This is a genomic window from Saccharopolyspora antibiotica (assembly GCF_047200635.1).
In the GTDB taxonomy this organism is placed as follows: domain Bacteria; phylum Actinomycetota; class Actinomycetes; order Mycobacteriales; family Pseudonocardiaceae; genus Saccharopolyspora_C.
This window is the reverse complement of record NZ_JBJZOI010000007.1, coordinates 176258-201284: the sequence shown is the minus strand read 5'-3', so window position 1 is coordinate 201284 and position 25027 is coordinate 176258. Positions and strand designations below refer to the sequence as shown.

The window sequence follows — 25027 nt, the reverse complement described above, 5'->3', positions numbered from 1 at the left end:
CGCCGCACGACATCGCCGTCCTGGCGAGGAGGACGCCGAGCACTCGCGGCGGCGCGAGCCGCCCGGCACCGGTCCCCGGCGGTCACCCCTGGCGGCGGGCCACCCAGGCGGCGGCCTGGGTGCGGCGCTCCATGCCGAGCTTCGCGAGCACGGCGGTGACGTAGTTCTTCACCGTCTTCTCCGCCAGGAACAACCGCTCCGCGATCTGCCGGTTCGTCAGCCCCTCGCCGATCAGCTCCAGCACGCGGCGCTCCTGCTCGGTGAGCGCGTCGAGCTCGTCCGCGGGCTGGTCGGCCGACCGGCGCAGCCGCTCCAGCACCCGCGCGGTCGTGACGGGGTCCAGCAGCGAGCGGCCCGCCGCGACCTCCCGCACCGCGTTCACCAGGTCCCGTCCGCGCACCTGCTTGAGCAGGTACCCCGAAGCGCCCGCGTTGATCGCGCCGACCAGGGCCTGCTCGTCGTCGAACGCGGTGAGCACCAGGCACCGGGGCGGCGCGGGCAGCGCCCGCAGCTCGCGGCACAGGTGGAGGCCGTCGCCGTCCGGCAGCCGCATGTCCACCACCGCCACGTCGGGCTCCGCCGCCCGCGCCCGGACCACGGCCTCGCCGACGCCGCCCGCTTCGGCGACGACATCGAGGTCGGGTTCGGTGCTGAGCAGGTCGCGGAGGCCGCGGCGGACCACCTCGTGATCATCGACGAGCAACACGCGCACCGGCACGGTTTCACGCTACGACCGCGTCACCCGCCCGTGCAGCTGAGGGTGCCCTACGGCGCTCAGCGGAGCGCGGACTTCGCGGCGACCTTCTTCGCGACCTTGACGCCCGCCTGGGTCTGCTCCGCGGCGCGGGCGGCGCCGTGCCGGGCGCGGTAGGCCACCGACGGCTTGCCCTCGGTGTCCACGGCCGCGAGCAGCAGCCCGCCGAGCAGGCTGAGGTTCTTCACGAACTGCGTCTGCTCCGCGGCGCGCTCCCGGGGGTCGATCTTCTCCCAGAAGGCGTGCCCGGCGAGCGTGGTGGGCACGACGCTGCCCGCCAGGGCCAGCGCGGCGAGCCGGGGCGACCGCCCCGTCGCCAGCATCGCCCCGGCGACGATCTTGACCACGCCGTCCACCCGCACCAGCGTCTCGACGTCCGTCGGCACCTGCTCCGGCAGCGAGTCCTCGCACCGGGCGATCGTCTTCTCCCACAGCGGCCGGGCGCCCTCGGCGTGCGCCTTGGTGTGGCGCAAGGAGTTCACCCCGCCGTAGATGAACACGGACGCGAGCAGCGGGCGGGCCAGGCGGCGGATCAACATGTGTACCTCCTCGGTGGACGCCCTCCTCGGTGGACGCGGTCTCGACGGTACCGCGCGGCGGGGTCCCGGCCCGCCCGGCGGTTGATCTCGGGCCCCGGTCGTCGCAGGTCCGCAGCGATCTCGAAAACCTCGCCTGCTCCGGGAACAATCCGCAAAGTTGAGTCGTTGGCACTCATGTAACCGCAGTGACCGGGTATCCGATCCGATGACCCGGCTTCGATGAGGGAGTGATGGGAAATGGCTCTTGCAGTTCGTGGCTGGGACGCGTTCACCGGCCTGGACCGTGAGTTCGACGCGCTGGTGCGCAGCGCCTTCACCGGGCGTGGGCCGTCCGCGCGGGCGTTCGTCCCCGCCGCCGACGTGCTGCGGGACGGGACTGACCTGGTGTTCCGCCTGGAGCTGCCGGGCGTGGACGTGGACCGCGACGTGGCGGTCGAGGTCGCCGACGGAACGCTGAAGGTCAGCGGGAGCCGGGACACCGGCGCGCGCTCGGAGGAGGACGCCGAGGCGCCCAAGGTGCTGGCCCGCGAGCTGCGCGACGGCTCGTTCGAACGCAGCTTCCGGTTGCCGAAGGGCGTCACCGGTGAGCAGGTCGAGGCCGACTACGACAAGGGCGTGCTGGAGGTCCGGGTCCGCGGGGCGCTGGAGCAGACCAGCCCCACCCGCATCGCCGTGCGCACCCGCACCGCGCAGGCCGAGGACGCGGAGTGAGCTCGCCGGCCGCCCGGGGCCGACCCCGGGCGGCCGCGCTCCCGCGCCGCGCTCGGACGGCGTGAGCCGGTCCGGCCCGGGTGTTCGTCAGCCGGCGCGGGCGAAGGTCTCGTCCCAGGCCGCGGCCACCTGGTGCGCGCAGAGCTGGGGGGCGACCCCGCCGACGCCGGTGCCCAGGCCGGGCAGGGCGATCGAGCGGACCACCTCTCGCACCCGCATCCCGTTCTCCAGCACGCCGTGCGCCCACAGCCGCAGCACCGCCCGCGCCGCCAGGTACGGGTGCACGGTGTCGTTCGGCAGCACCTCGCCGGGCGTGCGCATCGTGGGGGAGCTGACCAGCCAGGCGGGCGCGGGCGATCCGGTCGGCACCAGCAGCGCCTCGCCGACCGGCAGCTCGCCGCCGTGGTAGGCCAGCACGGCGCTGCGCACCGACTCCTCCACGTTCGGGAAGGTCCGCGAGTACAGCGCGTCCACCCCGCTGCGCATCCACCCGTAGGAGTTAGCGGGGCTCACCACCGCGTCCACCCGCGGATCCAACACCGATCCGTGGTGGACGTCGAGGTTGTCGCGGTCGGCGGCGACGCCGCGCCACGCTGCCGTGAGCGGCTCGTCCAGGGCGCAGAGGACGAGCCGAAGCTCCGGTCCCGCTCGGTCAGATGAACGCTCCGAATCCGCGGTCACGCCCCACAGCATCGCAGGAAGGCGCGACCGAATGTAATTGGGTAGGTCACACCTCCGGGGGAAGATGATCACTGGTCCAGGGTGGGCGGCCCCGTTCCGCGCGGGCCGTAGGCTGGGTCTCGTGCCGCACATCGCCTACCTGGGTCCCCCCGGAACTTTCAGCGAGCAGGCGACCCGGGGCCTCACCCGGGACCTCGACGCCGAACCGCGCCCCTACGAGACCGTCCCCCTCGCGCTCGCCGCCCTGCGCGCGGGCGAGGTCCTCGCGGCGGTGGTGCCGATCGAGAACTCCGTGGAGGGATCGGTGCCCGCCACCCTCGACGCCCTCGTCGGCGGCGGCCCGGTGATCGCGGTGCGCGAGGGGATGATCCCGGTCCAGTTCGACGTGCTGGTGCGCGCCGGCACGACCGCCGACCAGGTGCGCACCGTCGCCAGCCACCCGCACGCGATCGCGCAGGTCCGCAAGTGGCTTGCCGCGAACCTCCCGCACGCCGACGTCCGGATGGCCTCCTCCACGGCGGGCGCCGCGAAGGAGGTCGCCGACGGGCAGCTCGACGCCGCGATCAGCTCACCGCTGGCCATCGAGCTCTTCGACGGGCTCGAAGCGCTGGCGAGCGGCGTCGCCGACACCTCCGACGCCGTCACCCGCTTCCTGCTGCTGCGCAGGCCCGGCGCGCTGCCGGAGCCGACCGGCGCGGACCGCACCTCCGTCGCCGCCGTCGTCACCGACGAGGTCGGCACCCTCAACGAGCTGCTGATGGAGCTCGCGCTGCGCGGCATCAACCTCAGCCGCATCGAGTCCCGCCCCACCAAGGACCGGCTCGGCGAGTACCGGTTCTTCCTCGACTTCGACGGGCACGCCGCCGACGCCCGGATCGGCGACGCGCTCAGCGCCCTGCACCGCCGGTGCCGCGAAGTCCGGTTCCTCGGCTCCTACCCGAAGGCCGACCCCGGCCCCGACCGCGCCCGGCCGGAGTCCTCCGAACGGGCCTACCGCGAGTCGACCGCGTGGCTGGAGCGGCTGCGCTCGGGAGGGGTCTCGTGAGCCCGCGGTTGCGGGCGGCCGCGGACGGACTGCGGCTCGTGCTGGTGCGCCACGGCCAGACCCCCTCGAACGTGCGCGGCCTGCTGGACACGCTGCCGCCCGGACCGGGGCTCACCGACCACGGCGCGCGCCAAGCGGACGACCTCGCGGAGCGGCTGGCCACCGAGAAGGTGCTGTCGATCCACGCGAGCCGGGCGCTGCGCGCGCAGCAGACCGCGCTGCCCACCGCCACCCGGCACGGCCTGGAGCTGGGCGTCCTCGACGGCACCCACGAGATCTTCGTCGGCGAACTGGAGGGCCGCGGCGACGCCGAGGCGCGGGCGCTGTTCGACGAGATCTACGCGGGCTGGCACCACGGCGAGGCGGACCGCCCGATGCCCGGCGGCGAGACCGGGAACGAGGCGCTGGCCAGGTTCTTCGACTCCGCGCGCCCCCTGTTGCAGGACGTGGCCACGGGTTCGGTGGTGCTGGTCAGCCACGGCGCGATGCTGCGCTTGGCGGCCGCGCGGCTCTGCCCGGAGATCGGCCCCCGCCGGACCACCGAGGCATACCTGCCGAACACCGGCGCGATCACCCTCGAAGCGGACTCCGCGAGCCCGACCGGCTGGCGCTGCGCCCGGTGGGACGACCTCCCGGACTGAGCCGTCAGCCCCAGCCGAGGGCGTGCAGGGTGTCCTCGTCGATGCCGAAGTGGTGGGCGATCTCGTGCACGACGGTGATCGCGACCTCGTCGACCACCTCGTCCTCGCTGCCGCACATCTCCAGCAGCGGTTCCCGGTAGACCGAGATCCGGTCCGGCAGCACGCCCGCGTAGTTGCTCGGCTCCCGCTCGGTCAGCGCGATCCCGAAGTACAGCCCGAGCAGCGTCGGGTCCTCCTCGTTGCGGTCCTCGACGAGCACCACCACGTTGTTCATCGCCGCGGCGAACTGCTCCGGCAGCAGGTCCAGCGCGTCGGAGACGAGCTCCTCGAACCGCGCTCTGGTCATCTCCACCGGCACCGGGTCACCGCTCCCCGGCGGCGGGAACGCCGGGCTGGACCGGCGCGGAGTTCTGCGGGGCGGGCTCCTCGCCCACGGTGACGTCGCCCTTGACGCTGCCGGTCACCGGGGCCAGCCCGCTGCCATCGGGCAGCTGGGCGCTGGCCTTGCAGTTGACCTCCCGCGATCCGGCGTCCCAGCTCTCCTCGGTCAGCGTGTCCCAGTAGGCGACGAGCTTCTTGTCCTCGACGGCGGTCGGGCTGCCCGCGTACTCGGCGGTGAGCTCCCCGCACCGGGTCGCGAGGAAGTCGTCCTGGTCGTCCTCGGAGGGGTACTCCGCCGGGAACTCGGTGCTCAGGTCGATGATGCCGGTGACCTCAACGGCGTGCGGTCGCGCGCAGTCCACCGGGTCCCACACCTCGGTGCCGTTGATGCCGAGGCAGCGGCCGACGTCGTAGGTGTTCGACTGGTCCTGGTGCGCGACGTCGCCCTTGCTCGCGAACAGCTCCCCGGACGGGCCCGGCTGCTGGAGGCCGCAGTGCAGCGTCCGGTCCCCGGAGCCCCAACCCCGCTGGCTCGGGGTGAACGCGCCGACCGAGAACCGCCCCTCCGGGTCGAACCGGCCGCGCAGGTACTGCTCGGAGACCGCGGTGCAGCGCTCCTGCTTGAGCTGCTGCCACTGCTCGGCGCTCGGGTACGGCGCGGTGCCGGCGAAGTCGGCCCGCAGATCCGCCTTCCCGGTGACCTCGAAGAGGTGACGCTCGGTGCACTTCACCTGCCGGATGTCGGCCGCGTCCGGTTCGATCCAGTGCAGGCAGGTGCCCGCCTCGGCCTCGAAGACGGGGGGCGTGGCGGGCGCGGCGCCCTGCCGACCGGGGCCGCCCCACCCGGAGCCACCGCCCCCGCTCGGGGTGTTGAGCAACGCGCTGATCAGCAGGACGAGTGCGCCGCCGAGGGCGGCAGCGATCATCACCAGCCGGGTGTTGCGGCTGCTCCGGCGGTGGTTGCGGTTGTCGCTGCGCTCGGCCATCGATCACATCATGCCTGGCGCCCCCAGGGGTCGCCCACGCGATCGCGCATCGTGTTGAAACCGATTCGTGTCCCGGCCCGTCACATCAAGGCGTACCCGGGGTCGGTGCGCGATAGGTAGTGTTGCCGCTGGGAGTGGGCGATGACGGAAGATGGCAGACCATTGGCAGACCAGGACGGGCCGCAGCGCAGCGACCAGCCGGCGGGCGGGTCCCCTGCGGACGAGACGCAGGTGAACCCGGACGAGGGCCAGGGGCGCGGGCGGATGCGCTACCAGGACGACTCGACGACGCCGAGGGAACCGACCCTGGCCGAGAAGCGCGCGCGCGTCGCGGCGGAGAAGCGCCAGGAGGAGCAGGCCCGGGCCGAGCTCGCCGAGCAGGAGCGCAAGACCCAGGTGCGACGCCGCGTGATGGTCGGCGGCGGTGTCACCGTCGGTGTGGTGGCCCTGGTCGCGGCCTTCTACTCGGGCTCGGCGTACCGCGCCGAGCAGACCGCGGTCCAGGAGTTCTGCGCCACCGGGCAGGGGCCGGCCACGGTCCAGAACCCCGACCTGTGCGACGAGAACTACGTCCAGAGCCACGGCGGGTACAGCAGCGGCGGCATGTTCTTCATGCCGATCTTCCTGCCCGGCGGCGGCTTCGGCGGCTACAACTCCTACCGGTACGGCTACACCCAGCCCGGCACCACGGCGCCGCCGGTCGGCCAGCCGGTGTCCAACCCGAGCTTCACCAAGCCCGCTGGCACCAACATCACGAACACCAAGGGCCAGACGGTGCAGCGCGGCGGTTTCGGGATCAACAGCAAGAGCGGTAGCAGCGGGAGCTGAACGAGTGCGTCGGAGGACAACCGAGCGCAGGCCGGACTGGCAGCGCAAGGTCGAGGAACTGGGACTGGTCTTCGGCACCCCGGCCCGCGCGGCCGACGGGTCGCAGCGCCCCTACTGGGACGAGGGGGTGCACTACGAGTTCAGCCTGGACGAGGTGCTCTCCCTGGAGGCCGACGTCGAGCTGCTCCAGTCGATGTGCCTGGACGCCGTCGACCACGTCATCCTCACCGAGCGGTACGCGGACTTCGGCATCCCGGAGTGGGTGTGGCCGCACATCGCGGAGTCGTGGAAGAGGCACGACCCGCACCTCTACGGCCGCTTCGACCTGCGCTACGACGGTTCCGGCCCGGCGAAGCTGCTGGAGTACAACGCCGACACGCCGACCTCGCTGCTGGAGGCGGCGGTCGTGCAGTGGAACTGGCTGACCGAGTGCCACGAGGGCGACGACCAGTGGAACTCGATCCACGAGAAGCTGGTCGAGCGCTGGAGCGAGATCAGCGACCGGCTCGGCAGCCGCGAGGTCCACTTCACCTGGTCCGGTTCGGACACCAGCGGCGAGGACAACATCACCTCCGCCTACCTCCAGGAGACCGCCGCCGAAGCGGGCCTGGACACCGTGGGCCTGGTGATCGAGGAGATCGGCTGGGACCCGCTGCTGGAGCGCTTCGTCGACCTCGAAGAGGCCCCGATGAACGCCGTCGCGAAGATCTACCCCTGGGAGTGGATGGTCGACGACCAGTTCGGCAAGCACGCGGTGAACACGTTGCCCGCGACGCAGTGGGTCGAGCCGCTGTGGAAGATGCTGCTGTCGAACAAGGCGCTGCTGGCGGTCCTGTGGGAGATGTACCCGGGGCATCCGAACCTGCTGCCGACCTTCCTGGACCAGCCGGGACTGCTCACCGAGTACGTGCGCAAGCCGCGGCTCGGCCGCGAGGGCAACAACATCACCGTGGTCGCGCCGGGCTGGGAGACCGAGACCGGCGGTTTCTACGGCGAGGAGGGCTACGTCTACCAGGCCTTCGACCCGCTGCCGGAGTTCGACGGGATGCGCCCGGCGCTGGGCGCCTGGGTCGTCGGCGACTCGGCGGCGGGCCTGGGGATCCGGGAGACCGCGGGTCTGATCACCGACGACGGCGCCGCCTTCGTCCCGCACCGGATCCCGGGCTCCTGACGTACCCACCGGGGTGGGCGCCCCGCGCGGAGCGCGCGGGGCGGAGCCGATTAGGCTGACCTGCTGTGATCGACCTGAAGACGCTACGCGAGGACCCGGAGACCGTGCGCGCGTCGCAGCGCGCCCGAGGCGAGGACGCGTCCCTGGTGGACGCCCTGCTGTCCGCCGACGAGCGTCGCAGGTCCGCGGTCTCCACCGCGGACACGCTGCGCGCCGAGCAGAAGCAGCTCGGCAAGCAGGTCGGCAGGGCCAAGGGCGAGGAGCGCGACGAGCTGCTGGCCCGCGCGAAGGAGCTCGCCGCCCAGGTCAAGCAGGCCGAGGCCGCGCAGACCGAGGCCGACGCGGAGCTGCTGGCCACCCAGAAGAAGGTCTCCAACGTCGTCGAACCGCAGACCCCGCCCGGTGGCGAGGACGACTACGCGGTGCTCAAGCACGTGGGCACCCCGCGCGAGTTCGACTTCGAGGTGCGCGACCACCTGGACCTCGGCCTGGGGCTGCGCGCGTTCGACATGGAGCGCGGCGCGAAGGTCGCCGGCGCCCGGTTCTACTTCCTCACCGGCATCGGCGCCCAGCTGGAGCTGGCGCTGCTGAACATGGCGGCCGCGCAGGCCACTGCTGCCGGGTTCACCCTCGTCGTGCCGCCGGTGCTGGTCCGCCCGGAGATCATGGAGGGCACCGGCTTCCTCGGCGCTCACTCCAGCGAGGTCTACCGGTTGGAGGAGGACGACGCCTACCTGGTGGGCACCTCCGAGGTCCCGCTGGCGGGCTACCACGCGGGCGAGATCCTCGACCTCGCCGCCGGTCCGCTGCGCTACGCGGGCTGGTCGACGTGCTTCCGGCGCGAGGCGGGCTCCTACGGCAAGGACACCCGCGGCATCATCCGCGTGCACCAGTTCAACAAGCTGGAGATGTTCGTCTACTGCCGCGAGGAGGACTCGCGCGCGGAGCACGAGCGGCTGCTGGCCTGGGAGGAGGAGATGCTCGCCAAGATCGAGGTGCCCTACCGGGTGATCGACACCGCGGCGGGCGACCTCGGGGCGAGCGCGGCTCGGAAGTTCGACTGCGAGGCGTGGTTCCCGTCGCAGCAGGCCTACCGCGAGCTCACCTCCACCTCGAACTGCACCACGTTCCAGGCGCGTCGGCTCAACACCCGCTACCGGGAGGCCGAGGGCCCGAACGCCATCGCCTCCACGCTCAACGGCACGCTGGCGACGACCCGCTGGATCGTGGCGATCCTGGAGAACCACCAGCAGCCGGACGGCTCGGTCCGCGTTCCCGAGGCGCTGCGCCCCTTCCTGGGCGGCCGCGAGGTGCTCGAACCGGTCGGCTGATCACGCGGTCGCGGTGATCTCCCGCAGCAGCCCCTTCTCCAGCGTGATCCGCACCAGGGCGGCGGAGAAGCGGGCGTAGTCCTGCTCGTCGACGAGCCGGGCCAACCGCCGCGCGTCGGCGGGCAACCCGGCCTTCTCGGCGCCCGAGAGCGCCTTGCGGTCGAAGTAGGGCCGCAGCTCGGGCCACACCTGCTGCGCCTCGCGGCAGAAGATGTCCGCGCCCACCGGCCCCAGGCTCGGCACCTCGCGCAGCCGCTGCCGGATCTCCTCCGGGTCGCCGTCCGCTTCCGCGCGCAGCCTCCGCAGGTCGCCCCGGTAGCGGTCGAGCACCAGCTCGGCGCCCTTGCCCAGCGCGGTCGCGGTGCTCTCGTCGTAGCGCACGTAGTGCCCGCGGCCCAGCGCGTCCACCCGCTGCTGCCAGGTGGCCGCTCGCATCCGCTCGGCGGTGGGGAACTCGCCGAGCTCCCGCGCGGCGGCGACCGCGATCTCCGCCTTGATCCGGGTGGACAGCAGCACCGACAGCACCAGCAGCCGGTACAAGGGCATCGGCTTGTCGGCGAGCGGGAACCCCGCCTGCTCCGCGTACGTCGTTCCGGCCTCGCGCAGCAGCGCGCGGGCGGTCCGCTGGTCCGACATCTCGCACCTCCTGACCACCGGCCTACCCGGCGGGCCGCGCGGGCACACCCGTCCCGGGGAGCGGCAGCGGCCGGTGCCCGCGCTTATGGTGGACGGCGTGGCAGATCGTTCGAGCGAAGCGCAGGCGAGCGGCGGCCGGGGGCTGGCCGGGCTCGGCGACCGGATCCGCCGGTTGCGCACCGAGCGGAGCTGGCCCGAGGGGGAGCTGGCCTCCCGGACCGGGCTGGGCGAGCCGCGGCTCGCCGAGGTGGAGCAGGAGCGAGCCACCCCGTCGTTGGCGGAGCTGACGGCGATCGCGGAAGCGTTGGACGTGGCGCTCGCGGAGCTGTTCACCGACGCGGCACCGGGGCCCGCCGCGGTGGTGCTGCGCGGGGACGAGGTGCCCACGGTGGAGTCGGGCGGCGTCGCCGTGCAGGTGCTCACCCCGCGCTCGGTGGTGCCCGGCATGTACGCGGCGCGCTACCGGCTGGCTCCCTCCGAGACGGGACTGCGGCCGGTGCAGCACGAGGGGCACGACTGGCTGTACGTGCTCAGCGGGCAGCTGCGGGTGGAGTTCGAGCAGGACGCGGTGGTGCTGCGTCCCGGCGACAGCGCCAGCTTCGGCGCCAGCGTCGCCCACCGGCTGCTGGCGCCAGGCCCCGCCCCGGCGGAGTTCCTCGCGGTCGGAGCGACCCTGCTCGCCGAGTCCTGACCATGCCCCGCCGCCACCGGCGCGAAGTCAGAGTTCCGGGAGGACCTCGGAGGCGATCTCCTCCACGGTGGACTCGGTTCCCTCGTAGGGGGAGTCGGTGCGGGGCCAGTGCGTGATGACGTCGGTGAAGCCGAGCTCGGCGGCGCGCCCCACGACGTCCTTGAAGTGCTCGGCGCTGCTCATGGAGTAGCTCGGGCCCGCGTCGGCCTGCAGGTAGCGGGCCACGCGCTGCGGGGCGCGGTCCTCGGCGGCCAGCGCGTCGTCGAACCGCTTGGTCAGCTCGCCGACCCCGCGCCACCACGCCTCGGCGTCGTCCCCGCCGCTGCCGGTGGTCACCCAGCCCTGCCCGTAGCGGGCGGCCAGGCGCATCGCGCGCGGCCCGTTCGCGGCGATGACGAACGGTAAGCGGGGCAGCTGCACGCAGCCGGGGGCGCGGCGGGCCTCGACGGCCGTGTAGTGCTCGCCGTACCAGCTCGTGCTGTCCTGGGTGAGGATCTTGTCGAGCAGTTCCACGAACTCCTCGAACCGCTCGGTGCGCGCGCCGGCGGGAAGCGGCTGCCCGCCCAGCACCGCCGCGTCGAAGCCGGTGCCGCCCGCGCCGATGCCCACCGTGAGCCTGCCGTCGGAGATGTCGTCGAGCGCGGTGATCTCGCGGGCGAAGTGCACCGGGTGCCGGAAGTTCGGCGAGGCCACGAGCGTGCCGAGCCGGATCGTCGAGGTCACCGTGGCGGCGGCCGTCAACGTGGGAACCGCGTCGAACCACGGCTTGTCGACCAGCGACCGCCAGCCCAGGTGGTCGTAGGTCCAGGCGTGGGCGAAGCCGTACTCCTCGGCCATCCGCCACAGCGGCTCCGCGGCCCACCACCGGTGTTCGGGCAGTATCACAATCCCAACGCGCACGGTGCTGACCGTATCGGTACCACCCGGACGGGTTCGACCCCGTTCCGCGTCCCGGGAGCGGCACCCGTCCGCGCGATCCGTTCCCGCGCGTAGATCCACACGCTCAGGTGAAGTGCGATTATTCCTCCCCGGAGCCGGTTCCGCGCTCGCCAGCATGTCCGGCGTGAACAAACCTGCACTGGTCGCATCCGATGTGGACGGAACTCTGCTGGACCCGAAGGTCCGGGTGAGCGAGCGCACCGCCCGCGCCGTGCGCGCTGTGGCCGACGACACCCCGTTCGTGCTGGTCACGGGCAGGCCGCCGCGCTGGGTCCCGCAAGTGGTGGACGAGCTCGGCGTCGCCGGGATCGCGGTGTGCTCGAACGGCGCGGTGGTCTACGACGCCGCCGCGGACCGGGTGCTGCACAGCGCCGAGATGGAACCCCGGCTGCTGCGCGACGCGGCCCGGGAGCTGCGCGCGGCGCTGCCCGGCTGCACCTTCGCGGTGGAGCGCTCCACCCGGCGGGCCCGGGACGACGTGGCGGACCAGTTCCTCGCCGAAGCGTCCTTCCACCGGACCTGGCCGAACCGGTCCATCCGGGTCGTCGAGGAGGAGGAGCTGTTCGGCCGCCCGGCGGTGAAGCTGATGGTGCTCGACGAGGAGCGGCCCGGCACCGACCTGAGCTCCGAGGTGCAGGACGTGCTCGGCGCCCGGTTGTGCCTGACCTGCTCGATGGGCGGCGGGCCGGTGGAGCTGTCCTCGCCGGGGGTGCACAAGGGCAGCGGGCTGGCGGCCGTGGTCGACGCGCTCGGGGTCCGGCGCGACGAGGTGATCGGGTTCGGGGACATGCCCAACGACATCCCGATGCTGGACTGGGTGGGGCACGGGGTGGCGATGCGCAACGCGCACCCGGGCGTGCTGGAGATCGCCGACGAGATCACTACCTGCAACGGCCAGGACGGCGTGGCGCTGGTGCTGGAGCGCTGGTGGCGGAGTTCGTGAGGCCCGGCGCCGCGCCCGGCACGAGGGCGGACGCGGCGTCGGCTAGACCTCGGCGGGCGCGTGCTCGACGGCCCGGTCCGGCGCGGAGCGCGGCCGGTGCAGCGCGAAGGCCACGGCGCCCGCGATGAGGAACCCGATCCCCAGCAGCGCGTAGGAGTTGCCCACGACCTGCTGGGAGAACGTCCAGTCCAGCTCCCGGTCCTCGGTGTAGGGCAGGTACCACTGCGGCCCGATGGACACCACGAGCGCGCAGAACCCGGCCGAGAGCAGCACCCCGTACCAGCGGTGCCGCCAGGCCGTCGCCCCGATCAGCGCCAGCGTCGGCCCGGCCCACACCCAGTGGTGCGACCAGGAGATCGGCGAGACGAGCAGCACCAGGATCGCGTTGATCATCAGCGCCAGCGGTACGTCGCGGCTCCGCAGCGCGTAGCGCATCCCCAGCACCGCGAGGGCCAGCAGCACGACCGACCCGGCGATCCACAGCGAGTTCAGCGCGGTCCCGGTGAGCTCCTGCTTGGCCAGCAGGCTGCGGAGCGTCAGGTTGCCCGCGTACACCGGACCGATGTCCTGGCTGGTGGACCAGACGCCCTCCAGCCACCAGTCCGCCGAGTCCTGCGGCGCGGCCAGCAGGCCCAGCAGCACCGTCCCGGCGAAGGTGACCGCGGTGATCGAGGCCGCCCGGAAGTCCTTGCGCAGCAGGAACAGCAGCAGGAAGCCCAGCGGGGTCAGCTTGATGGCCGCGGCCAGCCCCACCAGCAGGCCGCGCGGCCACCAGGTGCGCGGCAGCAGGCAGTCGGCGGCGACCAGCGCCATCAGCAGCAGGTTGATCTGCCCGTAGTTCAGCGTCTCCCGGGCCGGCTCCAGCACCGTGATGAACGGAGCGATCCAGGCGGCGGCCACCGCCACCAGCCCCGCGCGCGGCGCGAGCTGCGGGGAGGAGCGGGCCAGCGAGTACGCGGTCACCAGGATCGACAGGTGCGAGATCACCGCGACGGCCACGACGGCGCCGTCCTCGGACAACCACATCAGCGGGGTGAACAGGATGGCCGCGAATGGCGGGTAGATGAACGGCAGCGTCCCGCTCTCCGGCGATTCCGGGGTGAGATCACCGCTGTAGATCTCGTAACCGTTCAACCACGCTCGGGCACCGAGGCGGTAGATCTCGGTGTCCATGTAGCCGCGGGTGTCGATCCAGTGCACGAACCAGATCGCGAGCACTTCGAGGATGATCGCCGTGACCAGCAGGAAGCGGCCGTCGCGGAGCCGAGTCACGCTGGAGATCACCTTCTCGTTCGGGCGTGCCGTGAAGCGCTGATGCTACCGAATCCGACTCGCCGGGCCCGTCGCCGACCAGAGCGATATTGATCCGCCAGGCGACTCCGGAGGGTGCGGGAATGTAACTGCCCGTGGTACGCGATCCGTCCTGATCGGACATCTCGCCACCCGTGCGGCCAGCGGAAACACGGTTGGTAGTCGTGCCGGGACGGTAACCTCAACGCGGTTCCCGGGGCCGCGCGGCTGGCCGCTACCCTCGTCGACTGTGAGCTTCGCAGGCTATGACCTGATCGTTGTTGGTTCCGGATTCTTCGGACTGACGATCGCAGAGCGCGCCGCCGCCCAGCTGGACAAGCGGGTGCTGGTGCTGGACAGACGTGACCACATCGGCGGCAACGCCTATTCGGAACCGGAACCGGAAACCGGTATCGAGGTGCACCGCTATGGCGCGCACCTGTTCCACACCTCCAACAAGCGGGTGTGGGAGTACGTGAACCGGTTCACCGATTTCACCGATTACCAGCACCGGGTGTTCACCCGGTACGAGGGCCAGATCTACTCGTTCCCGATGAACCTGGGCCTGCTGGGCCAGTTCTTCGGCCGCGCGTTCTCCCCGGACGAGGCCAAGGCGCTGGTCGCGGAGCAGGCGGCGGAGATCGACACCGCCGACGCGCAGAACCTGGAGGAGAAGGCGATCTCCCTGATCGGCCGCCCGCTGTACGAGGCCTTCGTGCGCGGGTACACGGCCAAGCAGTGGCAGACCGACCCGAAGCAGCTGCCGCCGTCGATCATCACGCGGCTGCCGGTCCGCTACAACTTCAACAACCGCTACTTCAACGACACCTACGAGGGTCTCCCGGTCGACGGCTACACCGCCTGGCTGGAGAAGATGGCGGAGCACCCCAACATCGACGTCCGGCTCAGCACCGACTACTTCGACGTGCGCGGGGAGCTGCCGGACGTCCCGGTCGTCTACACCGGCCCGCTGGACCGCTACTTCGACTACTCCGAGGGCGAGCTGAGCTGGCGCACCCTCGACTTCGAGTCGGAGGTGGTGAACACCGGTGACTTCCAGGGCACGCCGGTGATGAACTACGCCGACGAAGAGGTGCCCTACACCCGGATCCACGAGTTCCGGCACTTCCACCCCGAGCGGGAGGACCGGCACCCGAAGGACAAGACGGTGATCGTCCGGGAGTACTCGCGGTCCGCCGAGAGCGGCGACGAGCCGTACTACCCGATCAACACCGCCGAGGACCGGGTCAAGCTGGAGGCCTACCGCGAGCGGGCGAAGGCCGAGGCCAAGGAGCACAAGGTGCTCTTCGGTGGTCGGCTGGGCACCTACAAGTACCTCGACATGCACATGGCGATCGGCTCGGCGTTGAGCATGTTCGACAACAAGCTCGCTCCCTATTTCACCGAAGGCCGTTCGCTGGACGGCTCGCTGGAGGACTGACGTGACCGACCGGACCCCCGAGGAGTCCTCGGCCAAGAGCGCCGGGACCGGACCCGCGGCCGCGGGCGAGAGCAAGATCAGCGACGTGACCTCGGTCCGCTCGGGCGGACGCCGCAAGGTCGCGCCCGAGCAGGTCCTGCAGCGCGTGGTGTTCCCGCGCGGCGAGGACCCGCTGGACGTGCGCGCGCTCTACATCGACGAGCCGCAGACCGGCACGACGACCGTCGTGTCCCGCCGCTCGATCAAGGTGCCCGCGCACTCCAAGATCTCGCTGGCGTCCTACTTCAACGCCTTCCCGGCGAGCTACTGGAAGCGCTGGACGAAGGTCGGCGAGGTGGTGCTGCGGCTGAAGGTCAAGGGGGCCGGTCGGCTCGACGTCTACCGCTCCAAGGCGAACGGCGACAGCGTGCACCTGGAAGGTGCGCCGGTCGCCAGCCCGAAGTCGTGGAGCTGGCTGGAGTTCCGGGTCTCGCTGCAACCGTTCGAGGACGGCGGCTGGATCTGGTTCGACCTGTTCACCAACGACAGCGCGCTGGAGGTCGACGAGGCGGCCTGGACCACCGACGTCGAGCTGCCCCGGCAGCGGGTCGTCGTGGGCACCACCACGATCCGCCCGGCCGACTGCGTCGTGGCGCTGCAGACCCTGGGCGAGGACCCCGAGGTCATGTCGGTGGTGGAGAAGGTCGTCGTCGCCGACCAGGGCGCCCAGAAGATCCGCGACACCGAGGGCTTCGACCTGGCCGCCGAGCGGCTCGGCGACAAGCTCCAGGTGGTCGAGCAGGCCAACATCGGCGGCTCCGGTGGCTTCACCCGCGTCATGTACGAGGGCGTGCACAACACCGACGCCGAGCAGGTCCTGCTCATGGACGACGACATCGCCCTGGAGCCCGACGGCGTGCTGCGGGCGAACGCCTTCGCCCGCGCGGCCACCAAGCCCGTGATCGTCGGCGGTCACATGCTGAACCTGCAGGCGCGCTCGCGGCTGCACAGCATGGGCGAGGTCGTTGACGTCGGGATCGGCATCTGGCGCCCGGCGCCGGGCGCGGTGACCGACTACGACTTCGCGAAGACCCCGCTGCGCAAGAGCAAGAAGCTGCACAAGCGGATCGACGCGAACTACAACGGCTGGTGGATGTGCCTGTTCCCGCGCGAGGTCGTGGAGAACACGGGGCTGCCGCTGCCGCTGTTCATCAAGTTCGACGACTCGGAGTACTCGCTGCGCGCGGGCGCGGCCGGCTACCCGACCGTGACGCTGCCGGGCGCGGCGGTCTGGCACATGCCGTGGACGGACAAGAACGACGCCACGGACTGGACCGCCTACTTCCACACCCGCAACCGCCTGGTGATGGCCGCGCTGCACAGCCCGGAGGAGGTGCGGCAGGTCCTGGTCAAGCAGGGCCTGAAGCTCACCCTGCGGCACCTGCTGTCGATGGAGTACTCCACGGTCGCCGTGCAGCAGAAGGCGATCGAGGACTTCCTCGCCGGCCCCGGTGAGCTGTTCGACTCGCTGCGCACCGCCCGGCCGGACGTTCTGGAGCTGCGCAAGCACTACGACGACGCCAAGACGCTGCCCTCGGCCCGGGAGTTCCCGCCGCCGTCGGCGGACCCGATCATGGCGGAGGGCCTGCTGAAGCCGCCGGTGAACCCGGCGGTGATCGCGGCGCGCGCGTCCAAGGCGCTGCTGCACAACCTCAAGGAGCCCGACCACGCGGCGGGCGAGCGGCCGCAGCTGAACATCCCGGCCGACAGCGCGCGCTGGTTCCTGCTCGGCGCGCTGGACAGCGCGACGGTGTCCAACGCGGACGGCAGCGGGGTGTCGTTCCGCCGCCGCGACCCCGAGGAGTTCCGCAGGCTCGGGCTCCGCGCGCTGGCGAACTACCGGAAGCTGGCCCGCGAGTGGCCGCGGCTGCGCGAGGTCTACCGCGCGGCGCTGCCCGAGCTGACCAGCCCGGAGGCCTGGAAGCAGGCCTTCGACCAGAAGTGAGCATCCCCGTGACCTGTGTGCCCCGACCCCGGAGACGACGTGTCTGCTGAATCGACCACGGATCCCGGCGCTGCGAGCGTCGAGGATCGGGAGTTCATCCCAGGTACCTGGGAACCGGTACCGGAAGTCACCACCGAGACGCTCGCCCTGCGCAAGGTGCAGGCCACGCTGGCCAGGACTCCGGTGGTCAAGACCGCTCGCGCGATGTCGTGGTTCGGCGAGCACGCGGCGGGCTGGCTGGCGATCGGCGCCGTGGGCGCCCTGGTGGACCGTCCGCGCCGCGGTGAGTGGGTCGCGGCCGCGGCCGGGGTCGCCTTCGCGCACGGCGCGTCGATCGGGATCAAGCGGGTCGTGCGGCGCAGCCGCCCCGGTGACCCGCAGGTGCGGGTGCTGGTCGGAACGCCGAGCAAGCTGAGCTTCCCGTCCTCGCACGCCACCTCGACGACGACCGCGGCCGTCCTCTACGGCGGCCTGCTGAACAAGCGGCTGACCCCGGCGCTGGTGCCGCCGATGATGGTCAGCCGGATGGTCCTGGGGGTGCATTACCCGAGCGACGTTCTCGCCGGTTCAGCGCTCGGCGGTGCCGTGGCGCTGGGCGTCCGGCGGTTCATGAGACGGCGGAGGAACCGTGGCTGACAAGAACGAGACCGGAGCGACCGTCAGCGAACCCGAAGGCGGGCTCGACCAGGCCGCGACCGGGACGCAGGCGAAGGCCGAGGTGACCGAGACCGACGCGGAGCAGGTGCGCGACGAGGTCGAGTCGGACTCCGAGGGCTCCATCGGCTCCGAGGCCGGTGGCAGCGCGGGTGCGCTGGAAGAGCCCGCGGCGGGCGGCGGGGACGAGAAGGACAAGTCCTCGGACGCCTACCACGCCAAGGTGACCGCGAAGGCGGGCACGTCGGCGGGCCTGGTCACCGGCCTGATCAAGGAACTGCGCCCGAAGCAGTGGGTGAAGAACGTCCTGGTCCTGGCCGCCCCGTTCACCGCGGGCGCGTTGCTGGACCCGGGCGTCGTGCTCGACGCCGCCGTGGCGTTCGTGGTGTTCTCGATGGCCGCCTCGGGCATCTACTTCATCAACGACGCCATCGACGTCGAGTCGGACCGGCAGCACCCGACCAAGCGGAACCGGCCGATCGCGGCGGGCCTCATCCCCGTTCCGATCGCCTGGGCGGTGGCGGGTCTGCTGCTCGTCGGTTCGCTGGTGATCTCGGGCGTGGTGAGCATCGGGCTGCTGACGGTGATGGCGGTCTACATCGCGGTGCAGCTGGGCTACTGCTTCGGCCTCAAGCACCAGCCGGTGATCGACCTGTGCATCGTGGCCTCCGGCTTCCTGCTGCGCGCGGTCGCCGGTGGTGCCGCGGCCGGCCTGGAGATCACCCAGTGGTTCTACATCGTGGTGGCGTTCGGCTCGTTGTTCATGGTGGCGGGCAAGCGCTACGCCGAGGTGAAGCTGGCGGCCGAGACCGGCGCGAAGATCCGCAAGTCGCTGAAGGCGTACTCGCCCTCCTACCTGCGGTTCGTCTGGGCCATCGCGGCCGCGATCACGATCATGACGTACTGCCTGTGGGCGTACGACATCCGCGAGATCGAGCAGTCCCGCTGGGGCATCATCTCGATCATCCCGATGGTGATCGCGATCCTGCGGTACGCGGTGGACGTGGACAAGGGCGTCGCCGGTGAGCCCGAGGAGGTGGCGCTCAAGGACAAGGTGCTGCTGGTCCTCGGCGCGATGCTGGCGGGCTGCCTGTTCCTCGCGTACTACCTCTGACGAACAGAGGACCAAGAACGCCCCCGGCCCGAGCCGGGGGCGTTCTGCGCGCTCAGCTCGGGCGGTCCAGGCCGAGGCGGCGGACGACGTCGTGGGCCATCTGGATCGCGTAGCTCTGGCCGCGGTCCTGCGGGTAGATCTGGGCCATCGTGGCCAGCGCGACGCCCGGCATCGCCGTCTCGTGCGGCGGGATCAGCGCGCGGTACCCGGGCGTCACCACCGGCTGCGCGAACCCCGCCTTGGAGAAGTGCCAGTCCTGGATCCAGGACTCGTCGAAGTCCGGGTTCAGCTTGCGCAGCCACGGGACGTAGCGCTCCAGCAGCTCCGCGGGGTCGGTGGTGAACCGCCAGTCGTCGCGCGGCACGTAGTTGCCGACGTAGACCACGTGCCTGCCGCCGTACTCGGCCGGATCGACCATGTTGGTGTGCTCGACGACCGCCAGGAACGGGAAGTCGGTGTCGTTGATGTTGAGCCAGTAGTACGGGATCACGCTGCGGTCGCACTCCAGGACGAAGCAGGTCGCCCCGAGGTACTGGTTGCGCCACAGCACGTCGTCGGACTCCAGGCCGGCCGCCTTCGCGAACACCGGCTGCGGGACGGTGACGATGAGCTGGTCGAACTCGTGCTCCGAGCCGTCCCCGGTGCGCACCTCGACCCGGTCGGGTTGGCGGATCGAGGTGACCGGCCGGCCGAACTCGACCCGGCCGCCGCGCGCGGTCACCGCGTCCAGCAGCGCCCGGTAGACCTGCTCGAACCCGCCGTGCACGTAGCCGAGGCCGAAGGTGCGGTAGTGGATCCGCGCCCACAACCAGGCCATCGACACGTCCTCGGCGCGCTCGCCGAACTTGCCGGCCAGCAGCGGCTCCCAGATCGTCCCGGTGACCTTCGGCCCGGCCCAGCGGCGCATCCAGTCCAAGGCGCGCACCGATCCGAACCGGGTGCCGTCGCGGACCGCCTTGAGCGCCGCCGAGCTCGCCCCGAACCGCAACCGGTCGGCCATCGAGAACCCGGGGAAGGACAGCATCTCCAGCGGGGTGCCGAACGGGTGCAGCTCGCCGCCCAGGTAGACACCGGTGGTGGGGGAGTGGAAGCGCAGCTTGTCGGCCAGACCCAGCTCGGTGATCAGCTCGATCATCGCCCGGTCGGTCTTGAAGCTGTGGTGGTAGAACCGCTCCAGCGGGGTGCCGCCGACCTCGATGGAGGCGGCGAGCCCGCCGAGCTCGGCGGAGGCCTCCAGCACGGTGACCTCGTGCCCCGCCTTGACCGCGTCGAACGCGGCGGTCAGCCCGGTCGCCCCGGCGCCCACGACGCCCAGCTTCATCCGAAACTCCATCTCTTGTTGATCATGTATTGCAGCACCACGACCAGCGGGATCGCCGCCGCCTTGACCAGGTTCGGGTTCAGCCCGAGCTCCCCGGATCCCAGGTGCAGCAGCAGGAAGGTCAGCGCCATCCCGGCCAGGCCGACCCCGTAGAAGCGGGCGAAGCGCAGCAGCAACCGGTCCCGGGTGCGGAAGTTCAGCCAGGCGTTGAGCGCGAAGTTGTTCGCGATCCCGGCGCTGGTGCTGATCGCGTTCGCGAGTTGTTCGTGCAGCCCGATCCCGTTGAACAGCAGCAGGAACAGCAGGTAGTCCAGGGTCACGCCGCTGACGCCGATGATCCCGTAGAGCACCAGCGCGCGGCTGGGCCGCGGCAACCGCGACCGCCGCTGGTCAGTGCTCGTCATGCCGGATCACCTTGCGCACGATGTAGAGCGGGCGCTGGCGCACCTCGTCGTAGATCCGCCCGACGTAACTGCCGATCACGCCCAGCGAGAGCATCTGCACCCCGCCGAGGAACAGCATCACCACCATGATCATCGTCCAGCCGGAGACGGTGACCTCGGGCAGGAACACCCGCATCACCACCGCGTAGAGGATCCCCAGGGCGGCGAGCGCCAGGCTCAGGAAACCGATCCGGGTGATCATCTTCAGCGGGGCGGTGGAGAAGCCGGTGACCCCGTCCGCGGCCAACCGCACCATCTTGCGCAGCGGGTACTTCGTCTCACCCGCGGCCCGCTCGTCGCGATCGAACAGCACCTCGGTCTGGGCGAACCCCATCGAGGCGACCAGGCCGCGGATGAACCGGCTGCGCTCCCGGAAGCCGCGCAGCTCCTCGGCCGCCCGCCGGTCCAGCAGCCGGAAGTCCCCGGTGTCCACCGGGATGTCCACCTCCGCCAGGCCGTGCAGCAGCCGGTAGTAGGAGTGCGCGGTGAGCCGCTTGAACCGGGTGTCGCGCCGGGTGCGCCGCCGCGCGGACACGATCTCCGCGCCCCGCGCCCACTCGTCGATCATCTGGACGCTGACGGCCGGCGGGTCCTGCAGGTCGGTGTCCATCACCACCACCGCGTCGCCCTCGGCGTGGTCCAGCCCCGCCGTGATCGCGATCTGGTGGCCGAAGTTGCGCGCGAAGTCCAGCACCCGCACCCGGGAATCGGCTTCCGCCAGCTCGCGCAGGATCGTCAGCGAACCGTCGGCGGAACCGTCGTTGACGTAGATGAACTCGTACTCGAAGTCCGGCCGAGTCTCGGTGGCGGCGACCAGCTCCCGGTGGAAGCGGCGCAGCCCGTCCTGCTCGTCGTAGACGGGGAGCACGTAGGAGACGAGGGACCCCGTCGGCGGTTCCCCGGTCCGCCGGTGCGGCTGTTCCACCGGCACGGATCGGCTGATCGTCTCGCCCACCTGGCTCCCCTCCTCGCCGCCCCCGCTCGCGTGAACGCCGCGCGCGGCGGATCGGTTGCCCGCGTGCCGCGGGTAGGCCGGGCGGTGCGACCGCGGATGCCCGGTGCGCTCAGTTTTCCGCATTCGCGGACCGCTCCGCAGCGGGGTCGGTCGATCGACGCGCGGAGCGCTCAGGGGTGCAGGTCGCCTTCCTCGAAGGGGTAGGCGCCGTCGCCGTCCGCGCCGCCCTCCCGGACCCGCCGGGTGCGCAGGTCGTAGGCGTCCCGGTCCACGTCGTAGCTCACCGACAGCACGTGGCCCCAGGTGAAGCCCGGCGCGTCGCGCAGCCTGCTCGGCGTCTCCAACCGCCGCGACTGGTTCACCGCGCCGGTGAACACGCCGCCGTAGGACGGGTCGAAGGCCATCGAACCCTCCCCGGCGGGCGGCGTGACGAGCAGCCCCGGGCTGTCGGCGGTGCCGTGCGAGACGCGCGGGTAGTCGACGTAGCAGGGGAACAGGAAGCTGATCGGCCAGTCCACCAGAGCCGGGATCCCGCCGTCGAGCACGTCGCGCAGCGGCACCACGTCCCGCACCGCGGGCCCGCTGAACGCGAGCCAGCCCTGCTCGTCGGTGGTGGCGTCGCTCGCGTGCAGCCGCACCCGGTCCGCACCGGCCGGCAGCTCGCTCGCCGCCACGGTGATCAGCCGCCAGGAGCCGAAGTCGCGCCAGTCCACCGGGCGACCCGTCCGCGGATCGTCGAAGGGGAGCTGGCGCGGCGGCGGGTCGCGCAGCTCGCGGTGGCCCAGCGCGCGCACCGCCCCGTCGGTGCCGGGGGAGGCGTCCTGGCCGAACTCCAGGCGCAGGGCGTTGCCCTGCTCGGGGCGCCCGGCGACCCACACGGAGAGCTCCTGGCCGGGCCGCATCGCGGGCAGCTCGAACCAGCCGGTCGTGACCTCACCGGTGGTGCGCGGGCCGTCGCCGAGGCTGTCCCACATCACCGGGCTCGCGTCGGTGGGGACCGCCTCCGGGCCGGTGGGGCGCAGCGCGAGCTCACCGGTCTCGCGGCGCAGCAGCGGTTCCTGCGGTGGGCGCCCGGGCCTGTCCCGGTCGGCGGCGAAGCCGTCGCGCACCGGCTGCTCGGTCTCCGGAGCGGCCGCCTCCGAGGTGCCGGCCGTCGCCCCGGTGTCGTCGCGCGGACCGTCCACGATCGCCAGCGCGCCGTCCTCCGCCAGCGGCAGCGTCTCCACCTCGTTCTCGATCCCGCAGCTGCGGGCCCGAACGCTGTCCCAGGAGGAGGCGCCCACGGAGAACGCGCCCGCCCGCGCCGGGGCCTGCAGGAACGAGCCGATCAGCACCCCCACGACCACGAGCGCGGAGCCCGTCAGCACCGAGGTCGCGGGCAGCGTCCACGCGCCGGCCAGCACCCGCAGCCGCACCAGGCCCCAACCGAGCAGGCCCGCGGCGGCGGCCGCCACCAGCCACGGCAGCGGGCTGTCCAGCGGCAGCTCCAGCGGACGGACCGGGGTGTCCGACCAGGCGACCCCGAAGTCCGAGTACTGCCACCACGAGTTCGGCCCCTGGAACGCCAGGGCGGCCGCCACGGCGGCCGCGAACCCGCCCGCGATCCCGAGCTGCCTGGCCTCCCGCCGCGCTCCCGGCAGCGCGCCGACCCGCGCCAGCACCACCACCGTCACCGCCAGCAGCGCGGGCGCGACCCCGGCGAGCGCGCCGAAGTGGTGCGTCCACTTCGACGGCGTCAGCCACAGCGTCGCGAGCACCGCCGCCACCGCGCCGATCAGCAGCGGAAGCTCCGGCACTCCCACCGCCCGGTGCAGCCGCCGCAGCACCGCGGCCGAGGCGAGCAGCGCCGCCACCACCGCCAGCAGCACCGCGAGCCGCTTGCCCGCCGTCCCCCAGGTGCTGGTGCCCAGCAGCGCGGAGTACCGCTCGACCTCCTCGTACCAGCCCAGGCTCGGGCCGAACTCGTCGTGGATCTCGGTCGCCCGGCGGAAGCCGTTCCAGGTCGAGTCCGCGAACATCGCCACCACGCCCATCGCGCCGAGGCTCGCCAGCAGCACGGCTCGCGTCGGGCCCGACGCCCAGCGCGGCAGCGCGCCGGGCAGCACCAGCAGCCGCCAGATCCGCGGGGCGAACAGCAGCGCGATCAGCGGCGCGGCGATCCCGGTCGGCGTGACCGCGACGGTGAGCCCGGTCAGCAGCGCCGCCGCGCCGAGCAGCCCGAACGGCGCCGCCGCGCCCGGTGCGGTGGCCCGCAGCAGCAGCGCGAGCACGGCGGCGGTGCCCAGCGCGACGTACGCCTCCGGCCGGACCCCGAGGCCGAAGGGCAGCCAGCAGGCCAGGAAGAAGACCCCGGTCAGCACGTGCACCGGCAGCCTGCGCAGGCCCCGGCACAGCGGTGCCACGATCCCGTGCGCGAGCACCAGCCACGTCAGCGTCCCGGCGATCACGCTGGGCACCCGCAGCCACGCCGGGGCGAGGCTGTACTCGGAGACCCAGCGCATCAGGTGCTGCACCAGGGTGAACGGCGTCTCGGAGGCGTTGAACCAGCGGTAGAAGTTCCCGATGTCGCCGGTGGCGGCGTAGTTCCGGACGGTGAGCATCGCGAAGCCGTCGTCGTCGCTGATCGGGCCGATGACCAGCCACAGCGCCAGCGCGGCGGCCACCACCGCGTCCACCAGCAGCAGCGCGGCGGTGCTCGGCCGCAGCCGTGCGCGCACCGCCCGGCGCAGCCCCGCCCAGGTCGGCGGGGCGTGCGCGACCAGCAGCAGCAGCGAGACCGCCGCCAGCACGATCGCCAGCGCGGTCAGCGAGCGCTTCAGCTGCGTCGGGGAGGTCTCGAACCAGGTGTGCGCGCGGGCGGTCACGGACAGCTCCGCGGCCTGCTCGGGCGGCAGCCCGGTGCGGAAGGAGAAGACCTCCGGCGCGGGCACGCCCGGCAGCGCGATCGCGGGCAGCCGCCCGACGGAGACCTCGGTGCGGCCCGCCGCGTCCGGACCGGTGGGCCCCGAGGTGGAGCGCACCTCGATCCCGCAGTCCGCGGTGGTCGGTGGCAGCGGCACCGCGCGCCCACCGACCAGCAGCTCCGCCGCACCGCCCTCGGTGCGCAGCACGAGGCCGTCCCGGTCGCTGCCCGGCGGCACGGTCGAGAGCACCTCGACCGGTTCCGGCCGCTCCAGCGCGGAGCGCAGCGCCGGGCACGGGATCGTCGCGGTGAACTCGGCGGGCCGGTAGGGCGCGAACAGGGCGGTGGTGGAGACCGCGGGCTCGTCGGCGGCCGGCCAGCTCACCTCGGTGCGGTCGGCCCACACCGGGGCGAAGGGCAGCGCGAGCGCGCACCCGAGCCCGGCCAGGCCGAGCAGCAGCGCGGCCCCGTGCGCGAGCCACCGCGCGCGCCGGGCCGCCCGCGCGCTCAGCGCGTCCAGGGGGCGCCCCGGCGGTGCCCCGGGCCCACCACCGGAGGTGCCGTCCGAGCGGATCGGGTTGCTGGGCTCCACGACACCGTCCTCAAGAAGTTCTTCCCCCGTCGCCGCGGGGTCATTCTTGCGCAC

Annotated in this window: 24 protein-coding genes; 12 read left to right on the top strand and 12 right to left on the bottom strand. The window is 72.3% G+C overall.

The features are described 5' to 3' along the window. Window positions 1-82 precede the first annotated feature (82 nt). Together ACL03H_RS07690 and ACL03H_RS07685 are read right to left on the bottom strand one after the other, a co-directional pair. On the bottom strand, window positions 83-718 hold the full coding sequence (locus tag ACL03H_RS07690) for a response regulator (RefSeq protein ID WP_412810402.1): 636 nt from the start codon (window positions 716-718) through the stop codon (window positions 83-85). 56 nt (window positions 719-774) lie between these two features. Next, a complete protein-coding gene (locus ACL03H_RS07685; protein WP_412810401.1) occupies window positions 775-1293 on the bottom strand; it encodes a DoxX family protein in 519 nt (172 codons plus the stop codon). 237 nt (window positions 1294-1530) lie between these two features. On the opposite strand from ACL03H_RS07685, the gene ACL03H_RS07680 reads away from it, so the two are divergent. Further along, a complete protein-coding gene (locus ACL03H_RS07680) occupies window positions 1531-2004 on the top strand; it encodes an Hsp20/alpha crystallin family protein (protein WP_412810400.1) in 474 nt (157 codons plus the stop codon). An 87-nt stretch (window positions 2005-2091) separates the two neighbouring features. Here ACL03H_RS07680 and ACL03H_RS07675 read toward each other — a convergent pair whose 3' ends face one another. Continuing rightward, on the bottom strand, window positions 2092-2697 hold the full coding sequence (locus ACL03H_RS07675) for a macro domain-containing protein (RefSeq protein ID WP_412810399.1): 606 nt from the start codon (window positions 2695-2697) through the stop codon (window positions 2092-2094). A 109-nt stretch (window positions 2698-2806) separates the two neighbouring features. Here ACL03H_RS07675 and pheA point away from each other — a divergent pair, with 109 nt between their 5' ends. Beyond that, on the top strand, window positions 2807-3730 hold the full coding sequence (gene pheA, locus ACL03H_RS07670; protein WP_412810398.1) for a prephenate dehydratase: 924 nt from the start codon (window positions 2807-2809) through the stop codon (window positions 3728-3730). After that, complete coding sequence (locus tag ACL03H_RS07665; protein WP_412810397.1) at window positions 3727-4371, top strand: histidine phosphatase family protein; 645 nt, start codon at window positions 3727-3729, stop codon at window positions 4369-4371. The genes pheA and ACL03H_RS07665 overlap by 4 nt, the downstream gene beginning before the upstream one ends. 4 nt (window positions 4372-4375) lie before the next feature. Here the strand turns inward: ACL03H_RS07665 and ACL03H_RS07660 are convergent, their stop codons facing one another. Then, complete coding sequence (locus ACL03H_RS07660; RefSeq protein WP_412810396.1) at window positions 4376-4729, bottom strand: metallopeptidase family protein; 354 nt, start codon at window positions 4727-4729, stop codon at window positions 4376-4378. 4 nt (window positions 4730-4733) lie between these two features. Next, window positions 4734-5738 carry a septum formation family protein gene (locus ACL03H_RS07655; RefSeq protein WP_412810395.1) on the bottom strand — a complete coding sequence of 335 codons (1005 nt, stop codon included), beginning with the start codon at window positions 5736-5738 and terminating at the stop codon, window positions 4734-4736. A gap of 162 nt (window positions 5739-5900) precedes the next feature. Between ACL03H_RS07655 and ACL03H_RS07650 the strand changes: the two genes are divergently transcribed. The 3 genes from ACL03H_RS07650 to serS all read left to right on the top strand — a co-directional run bounded on the left by ACL03H_RS07650 (window position 5901) and on the right by serS (window position 9068). Beyond that, window positions 5901-6566, top strand: coding sequence for a hypothetical protein (locus tag ACL03H_RS07650; RefSeq protein ID WP_412810394.1), 666 nt, complete (start codon window positions 5901-5903; stop codon window positions 6564-6566). 4 nt (window positions 6567-6570) lie between these two features. After that, window positions 6571-7737, top strand: coding sequence for a glutathionylspermidine synthase family protein (locus tag ACL03H_RS07645; RefSeq protein ID WP_412810393.1), 1167 nt, complete (start codon window positions 6571-6573; stop codon window positions 7735-7737). A 65-nt stretch (window positions 7738-7802) separates the two neighbouring features. Beyond that, a complete protein-coding gene (gene serS, locus ACL03H_RS07640; RefSeq protein ID WP_412810392.1) occupies window positions 7803-9068 on the top strand; it encodes a serine--tRNA ligase in 1266 nt (421 codons plus the stop codon). Here serS and ACL03H_RS07635 read toward each other — a convergent pair whose 3' ends face one another. After that, window positions 9069-9704, bottom strand: coding sequence for an endonuclease (locus ACL03H_RS07635; protein ID WP_412810391.1), 636 nt, complete (start codon window positions 9702-9704; stop codon window positions 9069-9071). It abuts the gene before it with no gap. Window positions 9705-9801: 97 nt separating this feature from the next. Here ACL03H_RS07635 and ACL03H_RS07630 point away from each other — a divergent pair, with 97 nt between their 5' ends. Further along, window positions 9802-10395, top strand: coding sequence for a helix-turn-helix domain-containing protein (locus tag ACL03H_RS07630; protein WP_412810390.1), 594 nt, complete (start codon window positions 9802-9804; stop codon window positions 10393-10395). 27 nt (window positions 10396-10422) lie between these two features. On the opposite strand, the gene ACL03H_RS07625 is transcribed toward ACL03H_RS07630, so the two are convergent. After that, window positions 10423-11295: an LLM class flavin-dependent oxidoreductase gene (locus ACL03H_RS07625; protein ID WP_412810389.1), complete on the bottom strand. Its 873-nt coding sequence runs from the start codon at window positions 11293-11295 to the stop codon at window positions 10423-10425. A 154-nt stretch (window positions 11296-11449) separates the two neighbouring features. Between ACL03H_RS07625 and ACL03H_RS07620 the strand changes: the two genes are divergently transcribed. Further along, window positions 11450-12277 carry an HAD family hydrolase gene (locus ACL03H_RS07620; RefSeq protein ID WP_412810388.1) on the top strand — a complete coding sequence of 276 codons (828 nt, stop codon included), beginning with the start codon at window positions 11450-11452 and terminating at the stop codon, window positions 12275-12277. Window positions 12278-12319: 42 nt separating this feature from the next. On the opposite strand, the gene ACL03H_RS07615 is transcribed toward ACL03H_RS07620, so the two are convergent. Then, the gene (locus ACL03H_RS07615) at window positions 12320-13549 is read right to left on the bottom strand and encodes a glycosyltransferase 87 family protein (protein ID WP_412810387.1); all 1230 of its coding nucleotides are present in this window, start codon (window positions 13547-13549) and stop codon (window positions 12320-12322) included. A gap of 268 nt (window positions 13550-13817) precedes the next feature. Between ACL03H_RS07615 and glf the strand changes: the two genes are divergently transcribed. The 4 genes from glf to ACL03H_RS07595 all read left to right on the top strand — a co-directional run bounded on the left by glf (window position 13818) and on the right by ACL03H_RS07595 (window position 18760). After that, on the top strand, window positions 13818-15008 hold the full coding sequence (gene glf / locus ACL03H_RS07610) for a UDP-galactopyranose mutase (protein ID WP_412810386.1): 1191 nt from the start codon (window positions 13818-13820) through the stop codon (window positions 15006-15008). A gap of 1 nt (window position 15009) precedes the next feature. Continuing rightward, window positions 15010-16992, top strand: coding sequence for a glycosyltransferase (locus ACL03H_RS07605; RefSeq protein ID WP_412810385.1), 1983 nt, complete (start codon window positions 15010-15012; stop codon window positions 16990-16992). Between the two features lie 39 nt (window positions 16993-17031). Next, window positions 17032-17628 (top strand): phosphatase PAP2 family protein, encoded by a 597-nt coding sequence (locus tag ACL03H_RS07600; protein ID WP_412810384.1) that lies wholly within the window; start codon window positions 17032-17034, stop codon window positions 17626-17628. Between the two features lie 175 nt (window positions 17629-17803). Next, a complete protein-coding gene (locus tag ACL03H_RS07595) occupies window positions 17804-18760 on the top strand; it encodes a decaprenyl-phosphate phosphoribosyltransferase (protein ID WP_459561770.1) in 957 nt (318 codons plus the stop codon). 52 nt (window positions 18761-18812) lie between these two features. Here the strand turns inward: ACL03H_RS07595 and ACL03H_RS07590 are convergent, their stop codons facing one another. The 4 genes from ACL03H_RS07590 to ACL03H_RS07575 all read right to left on the bottom strand — a co-directional run bounded on the left by ACL03H_RS07590 (window position 18813) and on the right by ACL03H_RS07575 (window position 25027). Further along, window positions 18813-20093 (bottom strand): NAD(P)/FAD-dependent oxidoreductase, encoded by a 1281-nt coding sequence (locus ACL03H_RS07590; RefSeq protein ID WP_412810382.1) that lies wholly within the window; start codon window positions 20091-20093, stop codon window positions 18813-18815. Next, entirely contained in the window at window positions 20078-20485 is a 408-nt protein-coding gene (locus ACL03H_RS07585) for a GtrA family protein (RefSeq protein ID WP_412810381.1), read from the bottom strand. Before ACL03H_RS07585 ends, ACL03H_RS07590 begins: the two co-directional genes overlap by 16 nt. Beyond that, window positions 20472-21479, bottom strand: coding sequence for a glycosyltransferase family 2 protein (locus ACL03H_RS07580; protein ID WP_412810380.1), 1008 nt, complete (start codon window positions 21477-21479; stop codon window positions 20472-20474). The genes ACL03H_RS07585 and ACL03H_RS07580 overlap by 14 nt, the downstream gene beginning before the upstream one ends. 170 nt (window positions 21480-21649) lie before the next feature. Further along, the gene (locus ACL03H_RS07575) at window positions 21650-25027 is read right to left on the bottom strand and encodes an arabinosyltransferase domain-containing protein (RefSeq protein WP_412810379.1); all 3378 of its coding nucleotides are present in this window, start codon (window positions 25025-25027) and stop codon (window positions 21650-21652) included.

What these genes read in the sequence shown, in the direction of transcription:
- ACL03H_RS07685 (WP_412810401.1), bottom strand. Translation starts at nt 1,293, where the DNA reads ATGTTGATCCGCCGCCTGGCCCGCCCGCTGCTCGCGTCCGTGTTCATC.
- ACL03H_RS07680 (WP_412810400.1), top strand. Translation starts at nt 1,531, where the DNA reads ATGGCTCTTGCAGTTCGTGGCTGGGACGCGTTCACCGGCCTGGACCGT.
- ACL03H_RS07675 (WP_412810399.1), bottom strand. Translation starts at nt 2,697, where the DNA reads ATGCTGTGGGGCGTGACCGCGGATTCGGAGCGTTCATCTGACCGAGCG.
- ACL03H_RS07655 (WP_412810395.1), bottom strand. Translation starts at nt 5,738, where the DNA reads ATGGCCGAGCGCAGCGACAACCGCAACCACCGCCGGAGCAGCCGCAAC.
- ACL03H_RS07635 (WP_412810391.1), bottom strand. Translation starts at nt 9,704, where the DNA reads ATGTCGGACCAGCGGACCGCCCGCGCGCTGCTGCGCGAGGCCGGAACG.
- ACL03H_RS07620 (WP_412810388.1), top strand. Translation starts at nt 11,450, where the DNA reads ATGTCCGGCGTGAACAAACCTGCACTGGTCGCATCCGATGTGGACGGA.
- ACL03H_RS07590 (WP_412810382.1), bottom strand. Translation starts at nt 20,093, where the DNA reads ATGGAGTTTCGGATGAAGCTGGGCGTCGTGGGCGCCGGGGCGACCGGG.
- ACL03H_RS07585 (WP_412810381.1), bottom strand. Translation starts at nt 20,485, where the DNA reads ATGACGAGCACTGACCAGCGGCGGTCGCGGTTGCCGCGGCCCAGCCGC.